The sequence below is a fragment of the Blautia faecis genome (assembly GCF_027662325.1).
GTDB classification, from domain to species: Bacteria; Bacillota; Clostridia; order Lachnospirales; family Lachnospiraceae; genus Blautia_A; species Blautia_A faecis.
Map to the genome: position 1 here is coordinate 24368 of NZ_JAQDKY010000036.1, position 22814 is coordinate 47181.

The 22814-nt window shown below is 42.5% G+C and carries 19 protein-coding genes; 18 read left to right on the forward strand and 1 reads right to left on the reverse strand.

Annotated features, from left to right (window positions below; genetic code table 11):
- The first annotated feature begins 6 nt into the window (after positions 1-6).
- The 8 genes from PGQ38_RS14965 (at position 7) to PGQ38_RS15000 (ending at position 9118) form a co-directional block, all read left to right on the forward strand.
- Complete coding sequence (locus PGQ38_RS14965) at positions 7-789, forward strand: ABC transporter permease (RefSeq protein ID WP_195699160.1); 783 nt, start codon at positions 7-9, stop codon at positions 787-789.
- A 124-nt stretch (positions 790-913) separates the two neighbouring features.
- Entirely contained in the window at positions 914-1957 is a 1044-nt protein-coding gene (gene potA, locus PGQ38_RS14970) for a spermidine/putrescine ABC transporter ATP-binding protein (RefSeq protein ID WP_195379445.1), read from the forward strand.
- Positions 1957-2778, forward strand: coding sequence for an ABC transporter permease (locus PGQ38_RS14975; protein ID WP_148461825.1), 822 nt, complete (start codon positions 1957-1959; stop codon positions 2776-2778). The genes potA and PGQ38_RS14975 overlap by 1 nt, the downstream gene beginning before the upstream one ends.
- A gap of 9 nt (positions 2779-2787) precedes the next feature.
- Positions 2788-4635 carry an extracellular solute-binding protein gene (locus PGQ38_RS14980; protein WP_270432469.1) on the forward strand — a complete coding sequence of 616 codons (1848 nt, stop codon included), beginning with the start codon at positions 2788-2790 and terminating at the stop codon, positions 4633-4635.
- A 73-nt stretch (positions 4636-4708) separates the two neighbouring features.
- Positions 4709-5737 (forward strand): polyamine ABC transporter substrate-binding protein, encoded by a 1029-nt coding sequence (locus PGQ38_RS14985; protein ID WP_270432472.1) that lies wholly within the window; start codon positions 4709-4711, stop codon positions 5735-5737.
- Between the two features lie 41 nt (positions 5738-5778).
- A complete protein-coding gene (locus PGQ38_RS14990) occupies positions 5779-5994 on the forward strand; it encodes a hypothetical protein (RefSeq protein ID WP_118578947.1) in 216 nt (71 codons plus the stop codon).
- A 25-nt stretch (positions 5995-6019) separates the two neighbouring features.
- Positions 6020-7720 (forward strand): phosphoenolpyruvate--protein phosphotransferase, encoded by a 1701-nt coding sequence (gene ptsP, locus PGQ38_RS14995; protein WP_148461822.1) that lies wholly within the window; start codon positions 6020-6022, stop codon positions 7718-7720.
- 90 nt (positions 7721-7810) lie between these two features.
- Positions 7811-9118 (forward strand): DUF362 domain-containing protein, encoded by a 1308-nt coding sequence (locus tag PGQ38_RS15000; protein ID WP_270432475.1) that lies wholly within the window; start codon positions 7811-7813, stop codon positions 9116-9118.
- Positions 9119-9235: 117 nt separating this feature from the next.
- Here the strand turns inward: PGQ38_RS15000 and PGQ38_RS15005 are convergent, their stop codons facing one another.
- Positions 9236-10117, reverse strand: coding sequence for a homocysteine S-methyltransferase family protein (locus PGQ38_RS15005; RefSeq protein ID WP_270432477.1), 882 nt, complete (start codon positions 10115-10117; stop codon positions 9236-9238).
- 314 nt (positions 10118-10431) lie between these two features.
- Here PGQ38_RS15005 and PGQ38_RS15010 point away from each other — a divergent pair, with 314 nt between their 5' ends.
- The 10 genes from PGQ38_RS15010 to PGQ38_RS15055 all read left to right on the forward strand — a co-directional run bounded on the left by PGQ38_RS15010 (position 10432) and on the right by PGQ38_RS15055 (position 22656).
- The gene (locus PGQ38_RS15010; RefSeq protein ID WP_270432479.1) at positions 10432-12078 is read left to right on the forward strand and encodes an LCP family glycopolymer transferase; all 1647 of its coding nucleotides are present in this window, start codon (positions 10432-10434) and stop codon (positions 12076-12078) included.
- Positions 12079-12256: 178 nt separating this feature from the next.
- The gene (locus tag PGQ38_RS15015; RefSeq protein WP_270432481.1) at positions 12257-12685 is read left to right on the forward strand and encodes a hypothetical protein; all 429 of its coding nucleotides are present in this window, start codon (positions 12257-12259) and stop codon (positions 12683-12685) included.
- A gap of 419 nt (positions 12686-13104) precedes the next feature.
- On the forward strand, positions 13105-14247 hold the full coding sequence (locus PGQ38_RS15020) for a tyrosine-type recombinase/integrase (RefSeq protein WP_118578929.1): 1143 nt from the start codon (positions 13105-13107) through the stop codon (positions 14245-14247).
- 247 nt (positions 14248-14494) lie between these two features.
- Positions 14495-15679, forward strand: coding sequence for a transposase (locus tag PGQ38_RS15025; protein WP_270432482.1), 1185 nt, complete (start codon positions 14495-14497; stop codon positions 15677-15679).
- A 259-nt stretch (positions 15680-15938) separates the two neighbouring features.
- Positions 15939-18008 (forward strand): polysaccharide biosynthesis protein, encoded by a 2070-nt coding sequence (locus PGQ38_RS15030; RefSeq protein WP_270432483.1) that lies wholly within the window; start codon positions 15939-15941, stop codon positions 18006-18008.
- Positions 18009-18053: 45 nt separating this feature from the next.
- Complete coding sequence (locus PGQ38_RS15035) at positions 18054-19262, forward strand: DegT/DnrJ/EryC1/StrS family aminotransferase (protein ID WP_195991072.1); 1209 nt, start codon at positions 18054-18056, stop codon at positions 19260-19262.
- 16 nt (positions 19263-19278) lie between these two features.
- A complete protein-coding gene (locus PGQ38_RS15040) occupies positions 19279-19977 on the forward strand; it encodes a sugar transferase (RefSeq protein ID WP_195991071.1) in 699 nt (232 codons plus the stop codon).
- The gene (locus tag PGQ38_RS15045; protein WP_195991070.1) at positions 19977-20939 is read left to right on the forward strand and encodes a glycosyltransferase family 2 protein; all 963 of its coding nucleotides are present in this window, start codon (positions 19977-19979) and stop codon (positions 20937-20939) included. Before PGQ38_RS15040 ends, PGQ38_RS15045 begins: the two co-directional genes overlap by 1 nt.
- 12 nt (positions 20940-20951) lie before the next feature.
- Complete coding sequence (locus PGQ38_RS15050) at positions 20952-21776, forward strand: glycosyltransferase (protein WP_195991069.1); 825 nt, start codon at positions 20952-20954, stop codon at positions 21774-21776.
- A 7-nt stretch (positions 21777-21783) separates the two neighbouring features.
- Positions 21784-22656 (forward strand): glycosyltransferase family 2 protein, encoded by an 873-nt coding sequence (locus tag PGQ38_RS15055; protein ID WP_195991068.1) that lies wholly within the window; start codon positions 21784-21786, stop codon positions 22654-22656.
- Positions 22657-22814: the final 158 nt, after the last annotated feature.

Genomic DNA, 22814 nt, shown 5'->3' on the forward strand with positions numbered 1-22814 from the left:
TTTGGCATGAAACGGAGCACCCGCTTTGAGAAGATATACCTTGGTATCATTTTCTTCTTAATGTACCTCCCAGTAGCCGTAGTCATCATTTTCTCCTTCAATGAGTCCAAGCTGCCTGTCCGTCTCACCGGATTTTCCCTCCAGTGGTACGAAAAGCTTTTCGCAGACAGTGCCATGATGGAAGCACTGGTAAACAGCCTGATCCTTGGCGTGGCCAGCTGCGCGGTTTCAGCAGTTATCGGAACTTTAGGCGCTGTAGGCCTGTCACGGATTCACTGGAAAACAAAAGGCGCATTGGAGTACATTTCCATTTTGCCCCTTATGATACCGGAAATTATTCTGGGTATGGTGCTGATGGCATTTTTCTACATGCTGAACCTGCCCTTCGGAATGCTTACTCTGCTGATCGGACATACGGTATTTTGCATTCCTTATATATTGATGGAAGTAAAAGCCAGACTTGTGGGCATGGATCCTTCCCTTGAGGAAGCTGCCCGGGATCTTGGAGCTACTTCCATGAGAGCCTTCAGGGATATTACACTGCCCCTGATCATGCCTGCTGTGGCATCCGGTTCCCTGCTTGCTTTTGCCATGTCCATGGACGATGTGGTAATCAGTATTTTTATCAATGGACCCAGGCTGTCCACTTTGCCCATTAAGGTGTACACACAGATCAAGACCGGAGTAACCCCGGAAATCAATGCGCTGTGTACCATTATGCTGGCTTTTACGGCAGGAATTCTGCTTGTATATTCCCTTGTGAAAAAGTTGCGCCGGAGATCGCAGTAGATTTGCGGATTGAATATTTCTTACTGGACTGTATCCATGGAATCAAGGCGAGATCAGATACATTCCGGGGAATGGAAAGGGTTGCTGGACGTTATGCAGACAGTGGCCGGAAAGGAGCACACGAATGAACAAACTCATAGAGTTGAAAAATCTCACAAAAAATTTTGATGACCAGCAGGTTCTCCGCGGAATCAATCTGGACATCTATGAGAACGAGTTTCTCACCCTTCTGGGGCCAAGTGGCTGTGGAAAGACCACAACCCTTCGTATTATTGCAGGCTTTGAGGAGCCAAGCGGCGGCGAAGTATTGTTTAACGGAATTGAGATTTCCAAGCTGCCTCCCTATAAGAGAGAGGTAAATACCGTTTTCCAGAAATATGCCCTTTTTCCCCATCTGAATGTGGCAGAGAACATTGGATTCGGTCTGAATCTGAAAAAAGTGGACAAGGACGTGATCGCCCAGAAAGTCACTAGAATGCTGAAAATGGTAGGTCTGGAGGGTTTCGAAAAAAGAGATGTCACCCTGCTCTCCGGCGGACAGCAGCAGCGAGTTGCCATTGCCCGTGCGCTGGTAAATGAGCCGAAAATCCTTCTTCTTGACGAGCCTCTTGGCGCCCTGGATGCGAAAATACGAAAACAGATGCAGATTGAGCTGAAAAAAATCCAACAGGAGGTTGGAATTACCTTCATTTACGTTACGCATGACCAGGAGGAAGCCCTTTCCATGTCTGATACTGTGGTCGTTATGAATAACGGTGAAATTCAGCAGATCGGTTCTCCTACCGATATTTACAACGAGCCCGAAAACCGTTTCGTAGCAGGCTTCATTGGAGAGTCCAATATTATAGAAGGAATTATGATCAGAGATTATCTGGTTCAGTTCGACGGATTTGAATTCGAATGCGTGGACAAAGGCTTTGAGGATAATGAAGAAATCGAGGTTGTGCTTCGTCCTGAGGACCTTGACATTGTGGAACCATCTCAGGCGAAAATCAACGGTGTTGTCCGAAACGTCACCTTCAAAGGCGTTCATTACGAAATTCTCGTAGAAACAGAACTGCGCACCTATAAAGTTCAGACCACCGATTATGCGGAAGTGGGCCGCCAGGTAGGACTGAAATTCGGACCGGAAGACATTCACGTCATGTACAGAATGGGAGCTTATTGATGAAACAGTTTAAGCGCCTGATCATTCCTTACTTTATCTGGGCAATTGTTATCCTTGTGATCCCACTGTTTCTCATTGCCCTGTATGCGTTCACCACAGAAGGAAATGAAGTAATGACACTTTCCTTCACCTGGGGGAATTTTGCCAAATTCCTGGAAGCTACCTACCTAAATGTGATCCTGAAATCCTTCTGGCTGGGACTTCTCACCACCTTTATCTGTCTGGTGCTTGGCTATCCCCTTGCCCTGATCATTGCGAGATGCTCTGAGAAAGTCCAGGGACTTCTCATTATGCTGGTAACCATTCCAATGTGGATCAACATGCTTCTTCGTACCTATGCGTGGATGAATCTTCTTGCAGATAACGGAATCATCAATAACCTTCTGGCAAAAATCGGACTGGGACCTATCAGCATGATGTATACGGATTTTTCCGTAATGGTAGGCCTGATCTGCAACTTTATGCCCTTTATGATCATTCCTATCCATACATCCTTAAATAAAATGGATAAATCCCTGATCGAGGCAGCCTACGATCTGGGAGCCAACCGTTTCCAGACCTTCTGGAAGGTAATCTGGAAGCTGTCCCTGCCAGGGGTGGTAAATGGTATTATGATGGTTTTCCTTCTTGCCATTTCCTCCTTCGTTATCCCGAAGCTTCTGGGAGGCGGACAGTACATGCTCATCGGTAACCTGATCGAGTCCCAGTTTATCTCAGTTGGAGACTGGAATTTCGGAAGTGCCATTTCCATGATTCTGGCGGTGATCATTTTGATTTCCATGAGTCTGATGAAGCGGATGGACAAGGAAAAAGGAGAGTAGGAGAGTATCATGCAGAAAAAAACAAGCTTTTTTCAGAGATTTTATGTGGCCATCTGTCTGGTATTCTTTTACCTGCCAATCCTGGTGACCATGATTTTTTCCTTTAATTCCTCCAAATCCCTGACCAGGTTTACGGGATTCTCCATGAGATGGTATACAGAGCTGCTGCACAATACAGAAGTCAGCAAAGCGGTTTACGTGTCTGTGACCATCGCTATCCTGGCAACTGTGATCTCCACAGTGCTGGGAACCATCACTGCAATTGGTCTTTCCAAGTCCAGGAAGGTGTTAAAGGAAACACTTTTAAATATCAACAACCTGCCCATTTTGAACCCGGATATTGTTACCGCAATCGGACTGATGCTTCTGTTTTCATCACTGGGCTTCCGGAAAGGGTACTTTACCATGCTGCTGGCGCACATTTCTTTTTGTACGCCATATGTGATCACCAGTGTTTATCCCAAGGTGCGAAGCCTTGATCCGAACCTGGCAAATGCAGCCATGGACCTTGGAGCAACTCCGTTCCAGGCATTGACCAAGGTAATCGTGCCCATGATCAAGGATGGCATTTTCGCCGGTGCGCTGCTGGCGTTTACCATGTCCTTTGACGATTTCGTAATTTCGTACTTTGTATCCGGAAACGGTGTAAAGAACATTTCCATTGTGGTCTATAATATGACCAAACGAATCAACCCTACCATCAACGCCCTGTCCACAATTGTAATCCTGGTCATTGTGCTTGTCATGGTTTTTGCCAACGTGCTTCCAAAGATCCTGGAAAAGCATGCCAGCAAGCATGCGAAAAAGATTCAGCGTGTGATCGCCCTTCTGCTGGTTTTCGCCCTTGGCTTCGGACTGATCAAGTGCGGGGGCGGTGCAGCGGAGAACCATGTCCTAAAGGTTTATAATGCAGGAGAATATATGGATCTGGATCTTCTGACACAGTTTGAGCAGGAATATAATTGTACTGTAGTTTACGAAACTTTCGAATCCAACGAAATGATGTACACCAAGCTTTCCGGCGGTGAGTCCTATGACGTGCTGATCCCTTCGGATTACATGATCGAGCGTCTGATTAAAGAGGATTACTTACAGTATATTGACTGGGATCTGATCCCGAATAAGGGCAGCCTGATGGATGAGGTCATGAATAAAAGCTATGATCCGGGAAATCGTTATTCCTGCCCGTACTTCTGGGGAACGGTTGGTATTCTTTATGATACGACTGTGGTTGATCCGGCAGATCTTCAGGAGGGCTGGGATCTTCTCAGGGATACCAAATATAAAGGAAATATTTACATGTATGATTCTGAGCGGGATTCCTTTATGATCGCACTGAAGGCTCTTGGATATTCCATGAATACTACAGATGAGAATCAGATTCAGGAAGCTTACCAGTGGCTGGTTGACCAGAGAAATACCATGGACCCGATTTACGCAGGTGATGACGTCATTGACAATATGATTTCCGGAAACAAGGCTATGGCAGTTGTTTATTCTGGAGATGCTTCTTATATTATAAGCGAAAATCCGAATATGGATTACTTCACACCGAGCCAGGGAACCAATAACTGGTATGATGCAATGGTTATTACGAGGGACTGCAATGAGACAGAGCTTGCCCATCAGTTTATTAATTTTATGCTAAATGAAGAATCTGCTCTTTCCAATACGGAAGAAGTAGGTTATACTTCTCCTGTAAAGAGTGTTTACGAAACTATGATCGAGGGAGACTACGAAGGTGTTTCTTCTTACATTCCGGATTTCGAAAATCCAAACAGTGAGATCTTCCGTTATCAGGAACCGAAAATCAAGCAGAAATATGCGGAGCTGTGGACGAAGATCAAGGCAGAGTAAACATGGAAATTTATAAAAACGGAAACGTGGCTGGCAGAAGCCGGCTGTGTTTTTGAAGAAGAGGAGAATGATTATGAAGAAAAAGGTATTTGCGGTAATTCTTGCTGCAGCAGCAATCTGTGGCAGCCTGTCACCTGTATACGCAGCTGACTCCGAGCTGGTCCTCTATACATGGGAGGGAATGTTCCCGCAGGAGGTCCTGGATGGCTTTGAGGAAGAGACCGGATGTAAGATCGTGTATTCCAACTTTGACACTGACGAAACCATGCTGGAGAAGGTTTCCATGGCAAAAGGCGGAGACTATGATGTGGTAATTGCAGATGACTACATTCTCGAGAAAATCGTGGAAGAGGGTCTTGCCACAAAGCTTGACAAAGACAAAATCTCCAATTGGGAAAACATCAATCCTCTTTATCAGGGACAGTTCTATGATGAGAAGGACGAGTACACCGTGCCATATGGCGCAGGTATTCCGCTGATCGTATACGATCCGGAGGAGGTTGATCTTGACATTAAGGGCTATTCTGATCTGTGGGATCCGTCTCTGGAGGACAGCATAGCGCTGATCGGCAACTATCGTGTGATCAACGGCATTACTCTTCTTACCATGGGTAAGAGTATGAATGAAGAAGACGTGGATACCATTGCAGAATCTGGTGAAAAGCTGGTAGAGCTGGCACCCAATGTGCGTATGATCCAGGATGACAACACCCAGAATGCACTGCTGAACGGAGAGGCTTCTGTAGCGTTCCTTTACACCTCCCAGGTAACTGCAGCTCTGGCAGAGAACCCGGATCTGAAAGTGGTTTATCCGGAGGAAGGCCTTGGCTTCGGTGTTATGGGAATGTTTATTCCAAGCGAGGCTCCCAATGCAGATGCAGCTTACCAGTTTGTAGACTACATCTTAAGACCGGAGGTTGCGGCACAGTGCTTCAATTATATCGGTTACTACTGCACCAACAAGGCAGCAGATGAGCTGGTAGACGAGAGCCTGGTGGTTCCGGACAGTGTAACAAGTGGAGAGAGTATTAAGAATGTAAGTCAGGAAGCTGAGGAACAGTATAATAAGAACTGGACTGAGTTTAAGGCTGCCTGCGATTAATTGAATTAATTCAGTAAAAGGATAACATCAGGAAAGAGCCTGTGAGTGAACCATTCGGGAGAAAAACGGATAAATCACTGTGCAGGCTCTTTTTTTATGTAATAGAAAAGTCCTACCGGGCAGGATTGCACTGCGGAGAAAGGAGAGAGGTCGCTGGAGGTGGAGAATGCTTGCACATATATGTTTCCGGGGCCAGAGAAAACAACACTGATATTGACAAAGTTTCGCCAGTGTGTGATTATTATTTACAGAAATAAATGAGTTTTTTAGAGGAGAAACAAAATGGAAATATACAAGGGAGCTTCCGCCTTTGCGGGGATTGCCATTGGGAAAATCAGGTTTTATCGGAAAGGTGAATATCAGATCCGACAGCATCAGGCAGATGATGTAAAAAAGGAACTGAAGAATTTTGATGTGGCTCGTCGGCATGTGATGCAGACCTTGAAGGAAGAGTATGACAGAATGTCAGAAAAGCAAATGGACACAGCTGATCCTGAATTGGATATGGAACCCCAACCTTTGGATAGAATTGTGAAAGTGAATGGGGAAAATGGAACAAACCAGATCCTGGAGCAGGCAGAGCTTCTGGGCTCTGGCAGCTTTCTCCGTGCGGTACAGAGTATGATCACAGGGGAAAAGGTGACTGCTGCTTATGCAGTGCAGACCACAAGAGATGAGATGCAGAGTACTTTTTCCAGGCTGAACGATCCGACCATAAAGGAACGAATCCACAATGTAAGCCGCATCTCCAGTCTCCTTCTGGAGATTCTCGGGGAAGATGAGAACAAAATTGATCTGGGAGAGGAACCAGTCATTCTGGCAGCAGATGCCCTTTCTCTTGCAGAACTGATGGAAATGGATAAGGAGAAGCTTCTGGGTATTGTCACCCGCAAAGGTTCTGCTACCTCTCACGCTGCGATCCTTGCGAAAAATATGGATATTCCCTGTGTTACAGGTATTGGGATTCCCCAGTCAGAAGAAGAGTGGGAAGACAGCATTGCCATTATTGACGGATATACGGGAACCATCTATCTGGAACCGGATAATGAGGTACGAAAAGAATACGAGATTCGCCGAAAAGCAGATCTGGTAGAGCGGGAATCCCTTTTGAAGCTGAAAGACAAGGGCGATATTACGAAAGATGGACGTGAAGTGGGAATCTACGCGAATATTGGCAGTCTGGATGATTTAAACAGTGCCCTTTATTATGGGGCAAAGGGAATCGGACTGCTGCGAAGCGAGTTCCAGTATCTTGGCAGGGAGAATTATCCCGGGGAAGAAGAACTTTTTCAGGCATATAAGAAAACTGCTGAGACTATGGGCGACCGCCTGGTAGTTATCCGCACCGCCGATCTCGGGGCTGATAAGCAGGCTTCCTACCTTGAAATTCCGGTAGAAACCAACCCTCTCATGGGTAATCGCGGAATCCGTCTCAGTCTGGACCGGAAGAACCTGTTTAAAACCCAGATCCGTGCCATTTACCGTGCAAGCTGGTATGGAAATCTGGGGATGATGTACCCTATGATCTGTTCGGAAGAGGAAATGGATGAGGTTGAAGCTTTGGTGATGGAAGTAAAAGAAGAGCTGAAGGCAGCAGGTGTACCATTTAAGGAAATCCGGACTGGAATTATGATGGAGACTCCGGCAGCAGTGATGATCGGGGAAGAGCTGGCGAAACGTGTGGACTTTCTGGGAATCGGAACCAATGACCTGACTCAGTACACCTTGGCCATGGATCGTCAGAATCCGCTTTTACAGAAGAAATATGATGATCATCATCCTGCAATTCTGAAAATGATAAAGATGATTGTAGATGCAGGACATGCGCAGAATTGCAAAGTATGTCTCTGTGGGGAACTGGCAGCGGATACCAGATTGACGGAGACATTTTTGCAGATGGGGGTAGATGCATTGTCTGTGGTACCGGCATGTATATTACCAGTGAGGAAGGCACTGAGGGCGGTTTGCATCGCAGAAATGTGATCTTAGCCTATCCTCTGCGACTGTATTGAGGCGTGCATGTATGTGTGAAAAATTGCAGAATAATTACAAAATAAAACGAGAGCACCAGACATGCAGATCCAGATTACAGGCTGTATGTTTGAAAATATGGGTAGAAACATGAACACAAAAAGCAAAGTAATTGTACTTCCCTGTGAAGCTTACGATGAAGAACGAATTTATACACTTATGAAAAATGGTCTGTCTCAGCTGGGAGGTCTGGACAACTTTATAAATAAAGAAGAAAAAATCCTTTTGAAGCCTAATCTTTTGAAGAAAGCAGAAGTGGAGAAAGCGGTCATCACGCATCCGGTTGTGGTGGGTGCTTTTGCCAGGATTTTACGTGAGGAAGGTTATAAGAATATTGTGCTTGCGGATTCCTGTGGTCACGGGACTACGAAACCGGTAATCCAGGGCACCGGAATGGATACTTATCTGGAGAAGTACCAGATCCCGGCCATTGACTATACGAAGGGCGTGCGTGTGGAAAATCCGGAGGGTAACCAGGCGAAGGAATTTATCCTTCCGAAAGAACTGCTGGAGGCAGAGTGTGTGATTTCTCTTTCCAAAATGAAAACCCACGCTCTGGAGCGAATTACAGGAGCAGTGAAGAACAGCTATGGATTTGTATATGGGAAAAATAAGGCCATTGGTCATACCAAATATCCCAGCGCAGACAGCTTCGCCCGGATGCTTATTGATCTGAACCAGTATGTGAAGCCGAGACTTTACATTATGGATGGAATCACTGCGATGGAGGGAAATGGACCGGGCTCCGGAGACCCGGTAGCCATGAACCTGATTCTGATGTCCACAGATCCGGTGGCACTGGACAGTGTGTTTGCAAGACTGGTTTATCTGAAACCGGAGATGGTTCCTACCAATTACCATGGGGAGAAGATGGGACTTGGAAATTGCAGGGAAGAAAATATTGAGGTTGTGGTAGTTGAGGAGAATCCTTCGGCATCAGCAGTGCGTGATGAAGGAAGTGAAATAACTGGGCGCGAGAAGCAGCGCCAGAATGCAAAGGTTTCTGTAGATAAAAAGCAGATTGGTATTGACGTGGTTTGTAATGTGATTTCGATGGAAGCATTAATAGAAAAATATGGCAATCCCAATTTCAATGTGGACCGCACGAAAGTACGAAACAATGTCTGGACAAAGCTTGCCAAGGCTCTGAATATTTTTCAGAAGAAACCATACATTGAGCCTGACAAATGTATCCGTTGTGGAATCTGTGTAAACAGCTGCCCTGTGCCCGGAAAAGCAGTAGATTTTCGAAATGGCAAAAATAATCCGCCTGTTTATGATTATAAGAAGTGTATTCGATGCTTCTGCTGTCAGGAAATGTGCCCGAAGAAAGCGATTAAGGTGAAGTGAGTGTAAAATACTCCGAAGGGAATATCGGAGAAACATCAGAGTAATTTCGGAGATAAAGAAGAAAAGCCACTACCGAGCGTCAACTAAGTTGTGACGTTCTACAGTGGCTTATGTATTTTATCGTCTGATCATCTTCGCTACTTCCCTGATATATTCCGGTGTAGTACCGCAGCAGCCCCCTACAATACCGGCACCTGCATCAATCAGAGCTTTCACATGTCTGGCAAAATCCGGCGCTTTCATGGAATAAACGGCGTTTCCATTATCATCAATGAACGGCATGCCGGCATTCGGCTTGGCAATGACCGGGATGGAAACATTTTCCTTAATATTGCGGATAACAGAAACCAGCTGATCGGGACCAACAGAGCAGTTCACGCCCACAGCATCTGCACCTGCAGCCTCCAGGGAAACAGCAGCTTCAATAGCATTTCCACCGCTGAAAATACTTCCATCTGCATCTACCGTCATGGTACACATAATCGGCAGCTCGCAAACTGTAGAAGCAGCATCCACAGCTGCCAGAGTCTCTTCAATATTGATCATGGTCTCAGCAACGATCAGATCCACGCCGGAATCCTTCAGAATTCCAATCTGCTCCTGATACATTTCGAAAGCTGCCTCATAGGTCATCTCCCCGGCAGGAGCCATCATTTTACCACTGGTGGTAATATCCGCAGCAACGTAAACCTTATGGTCTGCCGCATCAGCGACTTCTCTTGAATAGGAAACCAGAGTGCGGTTGATCTCCTCCATACGGTCCTGCAGACCATGCATGGTAAGACTTACACGGTTGCCGCCAAAAGTAGGAGCGTAGATAATATTGCTTCCCGCTTCGATATAAGCTCTCTGAAGATTCTGGATCACATCCTTATGTGCCAGCACCCATTCCTCTGTGCATACCCCCTTCGGCATACCGGCAGCCATCAGGTTGGAACCTGTAGCGCCGTCCAGAAGAACAATACTCTGTGTCAGTTCCTGAAACTCGTGTTTTGTCATATTGTAATTCCTCCTTAAATTGGCAGAATATTGCATTCAAAACATATTTGCATAACATGCCGCCCATTGTGGTCTGCAACCATCTGGCGAACATTTATCCTGCCGGATACGGTTGATTTCGTCATATTCCTGTCCGCGTCCTGGAAGTTATAACGTTTTCATAAAAAAATTTTATAAATCTTTCGTATTATAACACTATTTAACTTGATTTTCCAGTTGTCAGCGTATAAAATATAAGATATGCTTTTGATGGGGCTGGCTATAAAGTAAGCAGCAGCCCTTAATGACAAAAGAAATAAAAAAGGAGCTAAAAGATGAGTAGAAGGAGAAGAAGAAACGACTGGATACCAGGCGCGGTGATCACCATCATCGTCATTATGCTTTCTGTTGTTTTTATGGGACTTCTGGCAATGACCAAGATGATCCCGACCATTTATATGCTGATCATCGGCATTGTACTTGCGGTGATCGCAGCGATAATCTGGCTGCTGGTATGGCATACCAGATACACAGGCCGCTTTATTGGCGGAACTGTTTTGGCAGTGATCATGATTGCCATTCTGGCATTCGGCGGTTTTTATATTAATAAGACAAGATCCGCCATCAGCAATATTTCTGGTGAGACCACCGAGGTTACACAGATGGCTGTTTACGTAAAGAGCGATGACGCCGCTGATTCTGTAGAGGCAACTGCCGGATATACTTATGGTATTCTTTCCTCACTTGACCGTGAGAACACAGATGGCGCGGTAGCACACCTGAACAGCGAATTCGGCACAGAGGTACAGACGAAAGAGTACGCAGGTCTGACAGAGCTTGCTGACGGAATCCTGAACGGTGAAGTAAATGCCATGCTTCTGAACAGCGGATATCTTAGTGTATACGAGGATATGGACGGATACACAGATTTCAGCACTAAGATAAAAGAGGTTGGAACAGTAGACGTTGAATCCACAATTCAGTCTGCAGAAGAGTCCACCCCTATAGAGCCGATCACCACTGCTAATGGCGGTAAGGTTTACACCATCTATCTCAGTGGTATTGATACCAGAGGTGAGATGACAGCTAAGAGCCGAAGCGATGTAAATATTATTGCCACTGTGAATACAGATACACATGAGATCCTGCTGGTTTCCACACCTCGTGATTACTTTGTACCGCTTTCTATTTCCGGAGGTGCACCGGATAAGCTGACACATGCCGGTATTTATGGAATCGATGTGTGTATGGATACTCTGGGAATGCTGTATGATATTGACATTAATTATTACTTCCGAATTAACTTCGGTGGATTTGTGAAGGTAATCGATGCACTTGGCGGAATTACCGTTAATTCAGATTATGATTTTGATTCCAAGAATATTCTGGGTTATCATTTTAACAAGGGTGAGAATTATGTGAATGGTGAACAGGCACTTATCTTTGCAAGAGAGCGTTACGCATTCCAGGAGGGTGACCGCCAGCGTGGTAAGAACCAGATGGAGGTTATCCGTGGTGTTGTGAAGAAGGCACTTTCTCCGGAAATCCTTACCAGCTATTCCTCCATTCTTTCCAGTCTGGATGGATGCTTCGGTACTAACATCACATATGAAGAGATCGCACAGATCCTTCAGCAGCAGCTTACCAATGGGGGCGACTGGACAATCGTTTCCTACAGTGTAAATGGTACCGGTGCTACTGAGAAACCATATTCCATGAGCCAGAAGGCATATGTTATGGTTCCGGATTATAACACTGTTGATAAGGCTAAGAGCCTTATGGAAAAGGTTCGCAACGGCGAGGTGGTAACGCAGGAGGAGGCTGATGCACCGGTTAGTGGAAGCACAAGCACTGACAGCACCTCCACAGAAACTGTGACCGAGCCAGGTACAGTAGCATCTGAGACACAGGCTGCGACAGATACCACTGCAGCAGATGGAACTACAACCGAAGGCACAGCTGATACTACTACACAGCAGTAAAGAGAATGAGATTCCTGTGGTGAGAGGAATCTGAATATAGAAAGAAGCAAATCATTATATAACGTGGTTTGCTTCTTTTTTTGATGAATTTATAAACTTTTAAGATGATTTTTATATTATATTGTGATAAAATGGGGATATAGAAGAAGGAAAGGCGGGTGAATCTGAGTTTACATTCTTGGATTTTACAGAAGATGACATCGCACAGCTTAGTATGATACCACTTATGGGTGGACAGATGAGCCGTAAAGATAAAATTAAAGAAGGGATTTTTATAGCGAAAGAAGAGCATAATGACATGGCGGATAAAGTGATGGCTATGTTGTATACTCTGGCAGATAAATTTCTGGATGGAATAGAGCTTGATGAGATTAAGGAGGCGATGGTTATGACGAGACTTGGACAGATGATTTTGGATGATGGAATTAGAATTGGAGAGTTGCGCGGACGTGAAGCTGGTATAAATGAAGGAAGCGAAGAAACTCAAAAGAGGATGGATTCTTTGATTAATATTTTGTTGACATCGAATCGAACAGATGACTGTCTGAAAGCTTCAAAAGATGCTGCCTATCGGAAAAAACTTATGGATGAGTTAGGTATAAAATAATATTAGAGCCTGTTTGAAAAGGCTACTGAAAGATGAGTTAAACACAAAAGGCCGGGACATCACTTACCTGATCGTTCCCGGCCCTAACTATGTTAATGTGTGGTTTAAAAGCAAATTTGCATAACCCACCACCCAACCGGAAACAATAAAAAAAGATGACCTCCAAGTCGCATTATTTCAGTAATGCGACGGTCATCCAGGCAGTTTTTCTGCTTTCTTTCCCATCGTCGTTTTACATTCTATCGCGAATAACAGGGAAAGTCAACCAATTATAGCGACTATAGACTCTTTTTGTCGAATTATACCATAATTTATTCCAAATTCACCTTTTCCCATTAGTTTTTCAAAGGGATTTTTTCGATATAAAATAATTGAGTGGTCATATAATTGGTACATACTTATAGAATAAGGAGGCAGCTATGTGCAGAAAAGGTGAAAACATACGCAAACGCAAGGACGGACGCTGGGAAGCCCGTTATATCAAATACCGTGATCCGGAGGGAAAAATCCACTACGGTTCCCTCTATGGCAAAACATATGGCGAAGTAAAGGACAAACGAAACAAAAAAATTGCAGAGGTACCAAGCTATGGACATCTGGTGCGAAATCCTGGCATTTTAAATTACCAGACTACCTTCGAAACAGCCGCAGAACATTGGAAACAGGAAATCCGCTATACCATCAAGGACAGTACTTTTTCCAATTATGAAGCGATTCTGAAGAATCAGCTTCTTCCGGAGCTTGGCAGCACCCAGATACGGAAAATCAGCAATTCTCAGATCACGCAGCTTATTCATAAGAAAAAAGAGCTGGCATTGTCTGCAGGAACCATTCATGTAATTTTAAGCGTACTCCGCAGCATTTTGAACTTTACATCAAAGGGAGGCGTCTATACCAGTGAACCAATCCGCTACCCCCATTTGGCTGGCACCAGCCAGGAGGTGCAGATTATGAAGCTTGCAAACTATAACCAGCTGGAGAAATTTCTTATTGACAATATCAGCGATTTCCATTTCGGTCTGCTGCTTTGCATGCATACCGGCATCCGTGTAGGCGAACTCAGCGGCCTGCGCTGGGAAGATGTGGATTTCACCCAGCACAAAATCCGCATACAGCGTACTGTGATCCGCATCAAAAATCTAGATCAGACCGCTAATCCGGACACTGGAAAAATTCCAAAAACCATTCTGTATATCGGTCCGCCGAAGACAGAGCATTCCAACAGGGAAATTCCATTGCCAGACAAGCTGCTGTTTTATGCGAAACGTTTTCGCAAAGATGGCTCCGCATATATTTTGTCTGGAACTGCCAGATGCATGGAGCCGCGGGTTATCCAGCGCAGATATGCAGCCTTGCTGAAAACATGTGGAATTCCCCCCATTAAAATCCATGCTCTCCGGCATCAGTTTTCCTGTCGCTGGGTGGAGCATGGCTTCGATACCAAGTCCCTATCCGAAATACTTGGACATACTTCCGTGCGAACCACACTGGATTTGTATGTGCATATTCAGGCGGAAACGAAGCGGCAGTATATGAATCAGATGATGGAGCAGGCAATATAACAGAATGAACAATTTCAGAAAAGGCAGTTATGCCAGAGAACTCTCTTGTGAGAGACCTCTGGTGTGACTGTCTTTTTTTGCTGTCTGGAAAAGGTGACCGGATACTGAAAAATCTCAATTTCCAAAATAAGGGGTCTTTATTCGTGGTCGATAGTCCAAATTGTACTGACTTCTGGCGTGTTTGCAGCGCAAATACGCATTACTGAAATATTACGAAAGAAACCAGCAGAAATCACAGACAAAATTTATGAAAACAGGATACAGCATCCGAACCTGGCGCATGCGCCTGGTTTGTCCGGAGCCTATATGGCTGGCCAGAACAGAAGAATATTTTCAGAACGTGGTGGAGTTTTACTACCACCTTCTGAGACAGCATGAAGAACTGTGGAACAGCAGCCTCTTCGACATCCAGCGCAGCCTGGAGCTCTTGACCCTGACCGGTCGGGATGGCAGACAGCCCACCAACCCCTTACCAATGGGGAAAGTACCTGTCTACCTGAGACGCGCAGCCATTAACAAAGCATCTGCCACAGTAAAAAGCACCCAGGAGCTTCAATCCGGATTCCCTGAGAAGCTGGAAGCCAAGGTTACCTTTTTCAAAGGAATGTATTCAGACCTCACCGACAGATCCATTTGCCTGAAGCTGTGGAACGGTGAGAAATGGATCTGGACAGACTGCAATCTGAAAGGACGCCCCTTTCCCCAAGATGGTCAGCTGATGTCGCCCACCCTGGTAAAGGAGGGCAGGCGCTACCTGCTGAATATCCCGGTGAAACAGGAGAACAGCGACGCCCGCACTGCCAAAGAACGAATGGCAGAAGGCACGAACCTGTGCAGTGTACGCTTTACAAACACAGACACCTTCGCAGTGTGCTGCATTCTGGATGAACAGGGAAAACAGCTGGCTGTACACACCTGCCGGGGCGGAGATGCGTACCGCCACCGCTGCAAGCTGCTGGAGACCAGAATACAGAAATCCAGACCAAACACAGTGGGAGACAATAGTCCCCAGCCAAACCGGAAGTACTACATGCACCTGAAGAACCTGTCCGAGCACTACGCCCATCAGGTCAGCCGTGAAATCCTGAACTTCTGCAAAGAGAATCAGGCAGGAATCATTGTCCTCCCCGATTACGACCAGAACTTCACCCGGATGGCAATGGTAAAAAGCGGCAATTTTTCCCCGCTTCACTTAAGCAGCAAGATCCGGACCAACCTGCAGTACAAAGCCTGGGCAGAAGGAATTCTGGTACTGGAAACCAGAACTGACGGCCTGAAAGACAAATGTGCCATCTGCGGCGGCAGGGTTCGCCGGAAGGGAAATGAATTCCTCTGTGAAAATGGTCATCAGGGAAACCGCTTCCTGAATGATGCCAGAAATCTTGGCAGGAAATGCCAGGACAGTTTTTTTCGCAGAAGCAGAACAAGATAATTATTGACAACAAAGATAAAAATGATAATAAGCAGCGTTACGAACGCTCTTATCTATAAAACCGGGTAACCGGGCAAAGAGGCTGCGCCAGTGACGCAGGCTTTTCGGCCGACCACCGCCGGTGCGGGTTCCGGATTTCCCCAAGATATCATGGGAGTCGTCGAAGCACCAGACAGGAAGCTATCTGGTAAGTGGTCAAAGTTATGAAAAAATGGGAGGAAAGGACTGGGGGGGGTAACTCCGTCCGTATGATTAAGAAATGACAACGAAAAAACAAAAAACCGAACGCAAAAAAAGAAAGTTAGAGCATTGGCAGGTAATCGCACTTTACCTGATGATTTATGATGTGATCGCCGTAAACGCCGCATACTTTCTCGGACTGTGGTTCCGCTTTGATTGTACATACTCCGCAATACCCGGAGAATATTTGTCTGCCTATCTGAAATTTGCACCATGGTATACAGTATTCTCTGTTTTTGTCTTTTGGGCATTGCGCCTCTATAACAGCGTATGGCGCTTCGCAAGCTACAGTGAGCTGTTAAGAATTTGCTTATCTACTGTAATTACATTCCTGTTCCAGATAATTGGAATTACATTTGTCATTCAGAGAATGCCAATGTCCTATTATCTCTTCGGAACCATTATTCAATTTTGCCTGATTACAGGAATCCGTTTTTCATATCGATTTATTCTTCTGGAAAGAACACGGAAACAGAAGGAAGAAGAAGGTCCGCTGCATCACATTATGTTGATCGGTGCCGGCCAGGCAGGACAGATCATTCTCCGCGACGTGGAACGTGCCAAAGAGCCAAAGGGAAAGGTTTGTTGTATTATTGACGATAACCCGAATAAATGGGGACGTTATATGGAGAGTGTGCCCATTGTAGGCGGTCGTGATGACATTCTCGCAAGTGCAAAGAAATATAAAATCGACCAGATTCTTCTGGCAATTCCAAGCGCAAGTGCGGCAGAGCGAAGAGATATCCTGAACATCTGCAAGGAAACCAAATGTGAAATGAAGATTCTTCCAGGTGTGTATCAGTTTGTCACCGGAGAAGTGTCTCTCAGCAAAATGAAAGACGTGGCGGTGGAAGACCTTCTTGGAAGAGATCCTATTAAGGTAAATATGGACGAGATTTTCCGCTACATCAGTGGAAAAACCATTCTGGTAACTGGTGGCGGCGGCTCCATCGGAAGTGAACTTTGCCGTCAGATCGCAGCCCACGTGCCGAAACGACTGGTGATCTTCGATGTCTATGAGAACAATGCCTACGACATTGAACAGGAGCTTCGCTCCAAATATCCACATCTGGATCTGGTGGTACTGATCGGTTCTGTGCGTGATACTCGCAAGATCAATGATGTATTTGAAACCTATAAACCAGACATTGTTTACCATGCAGCAGCCCATAAGCATGTACCCCTTATGGAGACAAGCCCCTGCGAAGCTATTAAGAACAATGTAATGGGAACCTATAAAACTGCCCATGCAGCTTTGAAAAACGGCTGCCAGCGTTTCGTACTGATCAGTACGGACAAAGCTGTAAATCCAACCAACATTATGGGAGCCAGCAAGCGTCTCTGTGAGATGGTTATTCAGACCATGGATAAGATCAGCAGAACCGGAAGAGAAGATCTGCTTCCGTTACTGGGAAGTCATTATGAGGACAGTGAGGAAGCACTTGCTCAGGTGGCAGCGACTTGTGAAAATCCAGGAGCAAATGGTGAGAGAAAATACAGGACTGAATTTGTGGCAGTGCGTTTCGGAAATGTGCTGGGAAGTAATGGATCTGTTATTCCGCTGTTTAAGAAACAGATTGCCAAAGGTGGTCCGGTGACCGTTACCCATCCGGATATTATCCGTTACTTTATGACCATTCCGGAGGCGGTAAGTCTAGTGCTCCAGGCTGGAACCTATGCAAAAGGCGGAGAAATCTTTGTGCTGGATATGGGAGCTCCGGTGAAGATTGATACGCTGGCGAGAAACCTGATCAAGATGTCAGGACTGACACCGGATGTGGATATTAAAGTGGAATACACAGGACTTAGACCTGGGGAGAAGCTTTATGAAGAGAAGCTGATGGCAGAGGAAGGGCTGACGAAGACGGATAATGATCTGATCCATATTGGGAAGCCGATTCCGTTTGATACGGATGAGTTCTTACATCAGCTTGAGAATCTGGCTGTTGTGGCATATGGAAATGATCCAGATATTAGAAGCTATGTGGAAGAAATTGTGCCGACTTATCATGCGGCGAAGGATGATTTGAAACTGCATGGGGAGACATATAAGAAATTATTCAATAAAGCAACTGAAAATAATCATTAATTCATTTGAACATATATTATTAAATTTTAAGAGAGGCAGAGAACAATGAAAATACCATTTTCACCACCAGATATTACAGATGCAGAGGTTGAACAGGTTGCAGAAGCACTTCGTTCCGGTTGGATTACTACCGGACCGAAAACAAAAGAATTAGAGCGTGAAGTTGCGGATTTTTGTGGCGTTAACAGAGCAGTATGTTTGAATTCACAGACAGCTTGTGCGGAAATGACACTGAGAGTTTTAGGAGTAGGAGAAGGTGATGAAGTAATTACCTGCGCTTATACCTATACAGCAAGTGCATCTGTAGTATGCCATGTAGGTGCAAAACTTGTATTAATCGATACACAAAAAGATTCTCTTGAAATGGACTATGAGAAACTTGCAGATGCAATTACAGAAAAAACTAAGGTAATTATTCCTATTGATCTTGGTGGTGTACCATGCGATTATGACAGAATCTTTTCTATAGTTGAAAGTAAGAAACATCTGTTCCATCCGTCAAACGATATTCAAAAAGCAATAGGAAGAATTATTGTAATGACTGATGCAGCTCATGCGTTTGGAGCAGAGTGGCATGGCAAAAAGGTTGGAAGTATTGCTGATTTTAGTAACTTTAGTTTTCATGCAGTGAAAAATTTTACAACTGCAGAAGGTGGAGCTGCTACATGGAAAGATATTGAGGGAATTGATAATGAAGAATTATATCATAAATATCAATTGCTTTCCCTTCACGGACAGTCAAAAGACGCTCTTGCTAAAACTCAGCTTGGTGCATGGGAATATGATATTGTTGGTCCATGGTATAAATGCAATATGACAGATGTTGTTGCAGGAATTGGTCTTGCACAGATGAAACGTTATAAAGGCTTACTTGCCAGAAGAAAAGAAATAATTGGAAGATATGATGATGCATTTAAGCCATTAGGAATTGAAGTCCTGAATCACTATGCAGATGAACATCAGTCATCAGGTCATCTTTATATTACAAGAATTCCAGGGATTACTCTGGAACAGAGACATGAGATTATTGTAAAAATGGCGGAAAAAGGAATTGCATGTAATGTACATTATAAGCCATTGCCAATGATGACTGCATACAAGAATCTTGGGTTTGATATTAAAGATTATCCAAATGCTTATAAGAGATTTGAAAATGAAATTACACTGCCACTTCACACTAAATTGACTGACGAAGAAGTGGAATATGTAATTGAAAATTATTGTGAAATTGTAAAGAACTATATTGGAAAATAATTAGGAGAAGTAATTAATGATTTTGAAAAAATGGGATGACCTTCCTGAATTTATGAAATGTGATGAGGTAAAGGTATACTATGATATTTTATCACGAAAGAAAGGAAGTCTGGTTCTGAAACGGATTTTTGATATTGTAGTGGGGGTTATCCTGTTGATTCTCCTGGCTATACCTATGCTGATTATTGCTGTGATGATAAAAATGGACTCTAAAGGACCTGCTTTTTATCGTCAGGAGCGTGTAACCAGATATGGTAAAAGGTTTAGAATACATAAATTTCGTACTATGGTCAATAATGCCGATAAGATTGGATCTGCTGTAACAGTAGGTGGTGATTCAAGAATCACCAAAGTGGGAGCAAAAATTCGGGATTATCGGTTAGATGAGTTGCCCCAGGTTTTTGATGTACTAAGTGGAGATATGAGCTTTGTGGGAACGAGACCTGAGGCAACTAAGTATGTAGAAAAATATAGTAATGAAATGTTGGCCACACTTTTATTGCCGGCAGGAATAACTAGTGAGGCTAGTATTCGATACAAAGATGAGGCAGAACTTTTGGATTCAGCAGATGATGTGGATCGGGTATATATTGAGAAAGTGCTACCGGAGAAGATGAAATATAATTTGCAAAGTATCAAAAATTTCTGTTTTGTTATTGATGTTTATGTCATGATAAAAACATTATGTGCAGTACTGGGAAAAGAGAAAAATTGATGAGTAAAATAAGTGTTATAATTCCATGCTATAATGCGGAAAAATATATAAAGAAATGTTTTGATGGCTTAGAAAAGCAAATTTTTAAAGAATTTGATGTAATTGTTATAGATGATTTTTCAACAGATAATTCTCTTAATATTTTATACAAGATAAAGCAAAAATCGAAGCTGAAAATAAAAGTTATTGAAATGAAGCAGAATGTTGGTCCTGGAGAAGCAAGAAATGTGGGAATTAAAGCATCTGATTCAGAGTATCTTGCTTTTTGTGATAGTGATGATTATTATGAGGAGAATTTTTTATATTGCTTATATAATAAAGCTGTAGAACAAAGCGCTGATGTAGTAATGTGTAATAGCAAGCTGAAATTGCAAAATGGGTCATTTAGAAATAATAGCTACACTAATATTTTTAAATTATATAATACTAAATCTGACTATATAGCGTTATCCAGAACTTCGCTATGTTATTTACTATTAAGAAGAAATTTGTTTGAAGATTTGCCAATTCCATCATTAAGAAATGGAGAGGATATGGCTATTATCCCATTGCTATTGGCAAAGGCAAAAATTATTACACATATAGATAATGCATTATATGTATATTGCGTTCGAAAGGAATCTGCATCTGTTAGTGTTTCTGCGAATAGTTTTTGGGATTTGCTTAAATGTCAGCAGATAATAGAGAAATCTTGGAATAAAGAATATCAGGAGGCTTTACAATTTATAGGCATAAAAAATGTATTGTATTCTGCTGTGTTGATTGGTATAAAGGCAAAAGTAAATACGAAAGTGATAAAAGATACGATTCGTAAATTTGAAAGAGAACATAATAAGTGGTATTTGAATTCTTATATTAAAACTTTGGATTTTAGACATCGCTTTTTTTTGAAAACTATAAAATATAGATGTCTTGTCTTGACAAAAGCTTATGTATTTTTACATTCATTATTAATGAAATAGGTGGGAAATTATATGGAATATAGTGTTTTGATATCTGTATATTATAAGGAAAAAGCAGAGTATTTGATAGAATGTTTAGAAAGCATGGTACATCAGACGGTTGAGCCGAGTGAGATAGTAATTGTTAAAGATGGAAAGTTGACTGTAGAATTGGAAGATGTTTTGACAGAATATAAAACAAAGTATCAGAGACTTTTTAAATTTGTATGTTTGGAGAAAAATGTTGGATTAGGCTTAGCACTTGCAGAAGGAATTAAAAATTGCAGTTATGAGTTAATTGCTAGAATGGATTCGGATGATATTTCTATACCCAATAGATGTGAGTTACAATTGAGAGAGTTTGCCCAAGATCCATTATTGGATGTTTGTGGGGGATATATTAAAGAGTTTTGTGATTCAAAAGAGGGGGTTGTGTCTATTAGAAAGGTCCCATTGGTGGATAGTGAAATAAAAGAATACCAAAAAAGAAGAGATGCTGTAAATCACGTTACGGTAATGTTTAAAAAGTCTAAAGTTTTGGAGGCTGGGAATTATCAACATGCCTTGCTTATGGAAGATAGTCTACTATGGACGAATATGATATTACATGGTGCAACGTTTAAAAATATTGCTGATTATTTAGTGTATGTAAGAACAGGTGCTGATATGTTTAAAAGAAGAGGAGGATTAAAGTATTTTAAAAAATATAAAAATGGTAGAAAAATAATATTACAGACAGGGTATATTTCAAAATGGGATTATTATTATACATTGTTGGTTCAGCTAATTTTTTCAATTTTACCAAATTCTGTTCGGGAATTTGTATATGAAAAATTGCTTAGGAGTAATAAGGAGTGATAATTAAATGAAAATATCCGTAATGATAATTACATATAATCGAAAACGGGAAATACTCAGAGCTTTAGAATCTTGTGTGTGTAATAAGATTGAAGAAATGGAATTTGTTATTGTAGATAATAATTCAAGTGATGGTACACAAGAAGCAGTAGAAAAATTTTTTTGTGAAAATAATATAAAATATAAATATTATTATTCTAGTGAAAATTTAGGTATTTCAAATGGAAGAAATAAAGCATTTGAAATGTGTACAGGAGAATATATTGTTTGTTTAGATGATGATGCTGTGGTAATAACAAAAGATTTTTTTGCGAAAATATATTCTGAAATGAAAAAACATGATGCAGTGGCTGCAGCATTAAAGATATATGAACCTCAAAATGATAGGTTTTTAAAAGGGTTTGTATACGAAGAAAATAATGAATTATTAGCTCTATCATACATTGGAGCGGGACATGTTTTGAGACGTGATTTTTTTGAAAGCAGTAAATTATATCCTGGTACGTTACGATTTGGTTCTGAAGAATATTATGTCGCATATAGAATAAGAAAGTATAAAAAGAAAATGATATATTTAGAAAATGTTGAAATTCATCATTTACCTAGTAATGTAGCACGAGTGTATGGCGACGAGCGTGATGTAAATATTATTGCAAATAATTACGTTATAAGAAAAATGTGTTATCCTATTTTTTGCATACCTATTTTAAAATTAATGCTATTTTTGAGAATGTTGAAGCACGAATATTACTTTAATGGTTATTCAAAAAAAATCAATAAAATGATTAAGGAAAGATATTCAGTAGAATATGTTGATAGAATGGGGATAAGTACAATGATAAAAATGCTAAAAGATGTGGGAATTGCGCAAGTTTTTTGATGAGTAAAAGGATAGATCAATGAGAAAAAAAATTAAAATTAGTACTGACTTATATTCGTTATTTTCATATATGGTTGCGTTGTTATTAGTTTTTATGTTTAGAAACAATGATAGTTATTTTAACATTAATAACTATAAGATGGGCTTAATAGTTATTA

What these genes read in the sequence shown, in the direction of transcription:
- PGQ38_RS14975 (WP_148461825.1), top strand. Translation starts at nt 1,957, where the DNA reads ATGAAACAGTTTAAGCGCCTGATCATTCCTTACTTTATCTGGGCAATT.
- PGQ38_RS15005 (WP_270432477.1), bottom strand. Translation starts at nt 10,117, where the DNA reads ATGACAAAACACGAGTTTCAGGAACTGACACAGAGTATTGTTCTTCTG.
- PGQ38_RS14965 (WP_195699160.1), top strand. Translation starts at nt 7, where the DNA reads ATGAAACGGAGCACCCGCTTTGAGAAGATATACCTTGGTATCATTTTC.
- PGQ38_RS15045 (WP_195991070.1), top strand. Translation starts at nt 19,977, where the DNA reads ATGAGTAAAATAAGTGTTATAATTCCATGCTATAATGCGGAAAAATAT.
- PGQ38_RS15020 (WP_118578929.1), top strand. Translation starts at nt 13,105, where the DNA reads ATGTGCAGAAAAGGTGAAAACATACGCAAACGCAAGGACGGACGCTGG.
- PGQ38_RS15025 (WP_270432482.1), top strand. Translation starts at nt 14,495, where the DNA reads ATGAAAACAGGATACAGCATCCGAACCTGGCGCATGCGCCTGGTTTGT.
- ptsP (WP_148461822.1), top strand. Translation starts at nt 6,020, where the DNA reads ATGGAAATATACAAGGGAGCTTCCGCCTTTGCGGGGATTGCCATTGGG.
- PGQ38_RS15050 (WP_195991069.1), top strand. Translation starts at nt 20,952, where the DNA reads ATGGAATATAGTGTTTTGATATCTGTATATTATAAGGAAAAAGCAGAG.
- PGQ38_RS14985 (WP_270432472.1), top strand. Translation starts at nt 4,709, where the DNA reads ATGAAGAAAAAGGTATTTGCGGTAATTCTTGCTGCAGCAGCAATCTGT.
- potA (WP_195379445.1), top strand. Translation starts at nt 914, where the DNA reads ATGAACAAACTCATAGAGTTGAAAAATCTCACAAAAAATTTTGATGAC.
- PGQ38_RS15030 (WP_270432483.1), top strand. Translation starts at nt 15,939, where the DNA reads ATGACAACGAAAAAACAAAAAACCGAACGCAAAAAAAGAAAGTTAGAG.
- PGQ38_RS15055 (WP_195991068.1), top strand. Translation starts at nt 21,784, where the DNA reads ATGAAAATATCCGTAATGATAATTACATATAATCGAAAACGGGAAATA.
- PGQ38_RS15010 (WP_270432479.1), top strand. Translation starts at nt 10,432, where the DNA reads ATGAGTAGAAGGAGAAGAAGAAACGACTGGATACCAGGCGCGGTGATC.
- PGQ38_RS15035 (WP_195991072.1), top strand. Translation starts at nt 18,054, where the DNA reads ATGAAAATACCATTTTCACCACCAGATATTACAGATGCAGAGGTTGAA.
- PGQ38_RS15040 (WP_195991071.1), top strand. Translation starts at nt 19,279, where the DNA reads ATGATTTTGAAAAAATGGGATGACCTTCCTGAATTTATGAAATGTGAT.
- PGQ38_RS15000 (WP_270432475.1), top strand. Translation starts at nt 7,811, where the DNA reads ATGCAGATCCAGATTACAGGCTGTATGTTTGAAAATATGGGTAGAAAC.
- PGQ38_RS14980 (WP_270432469.1), top strand. Translation starts at nt 2,788, where the DNA reads ATGCAGAAAAAAACAAGCTTTTTTCAGAGATTTTATGTGGCCATCTGT.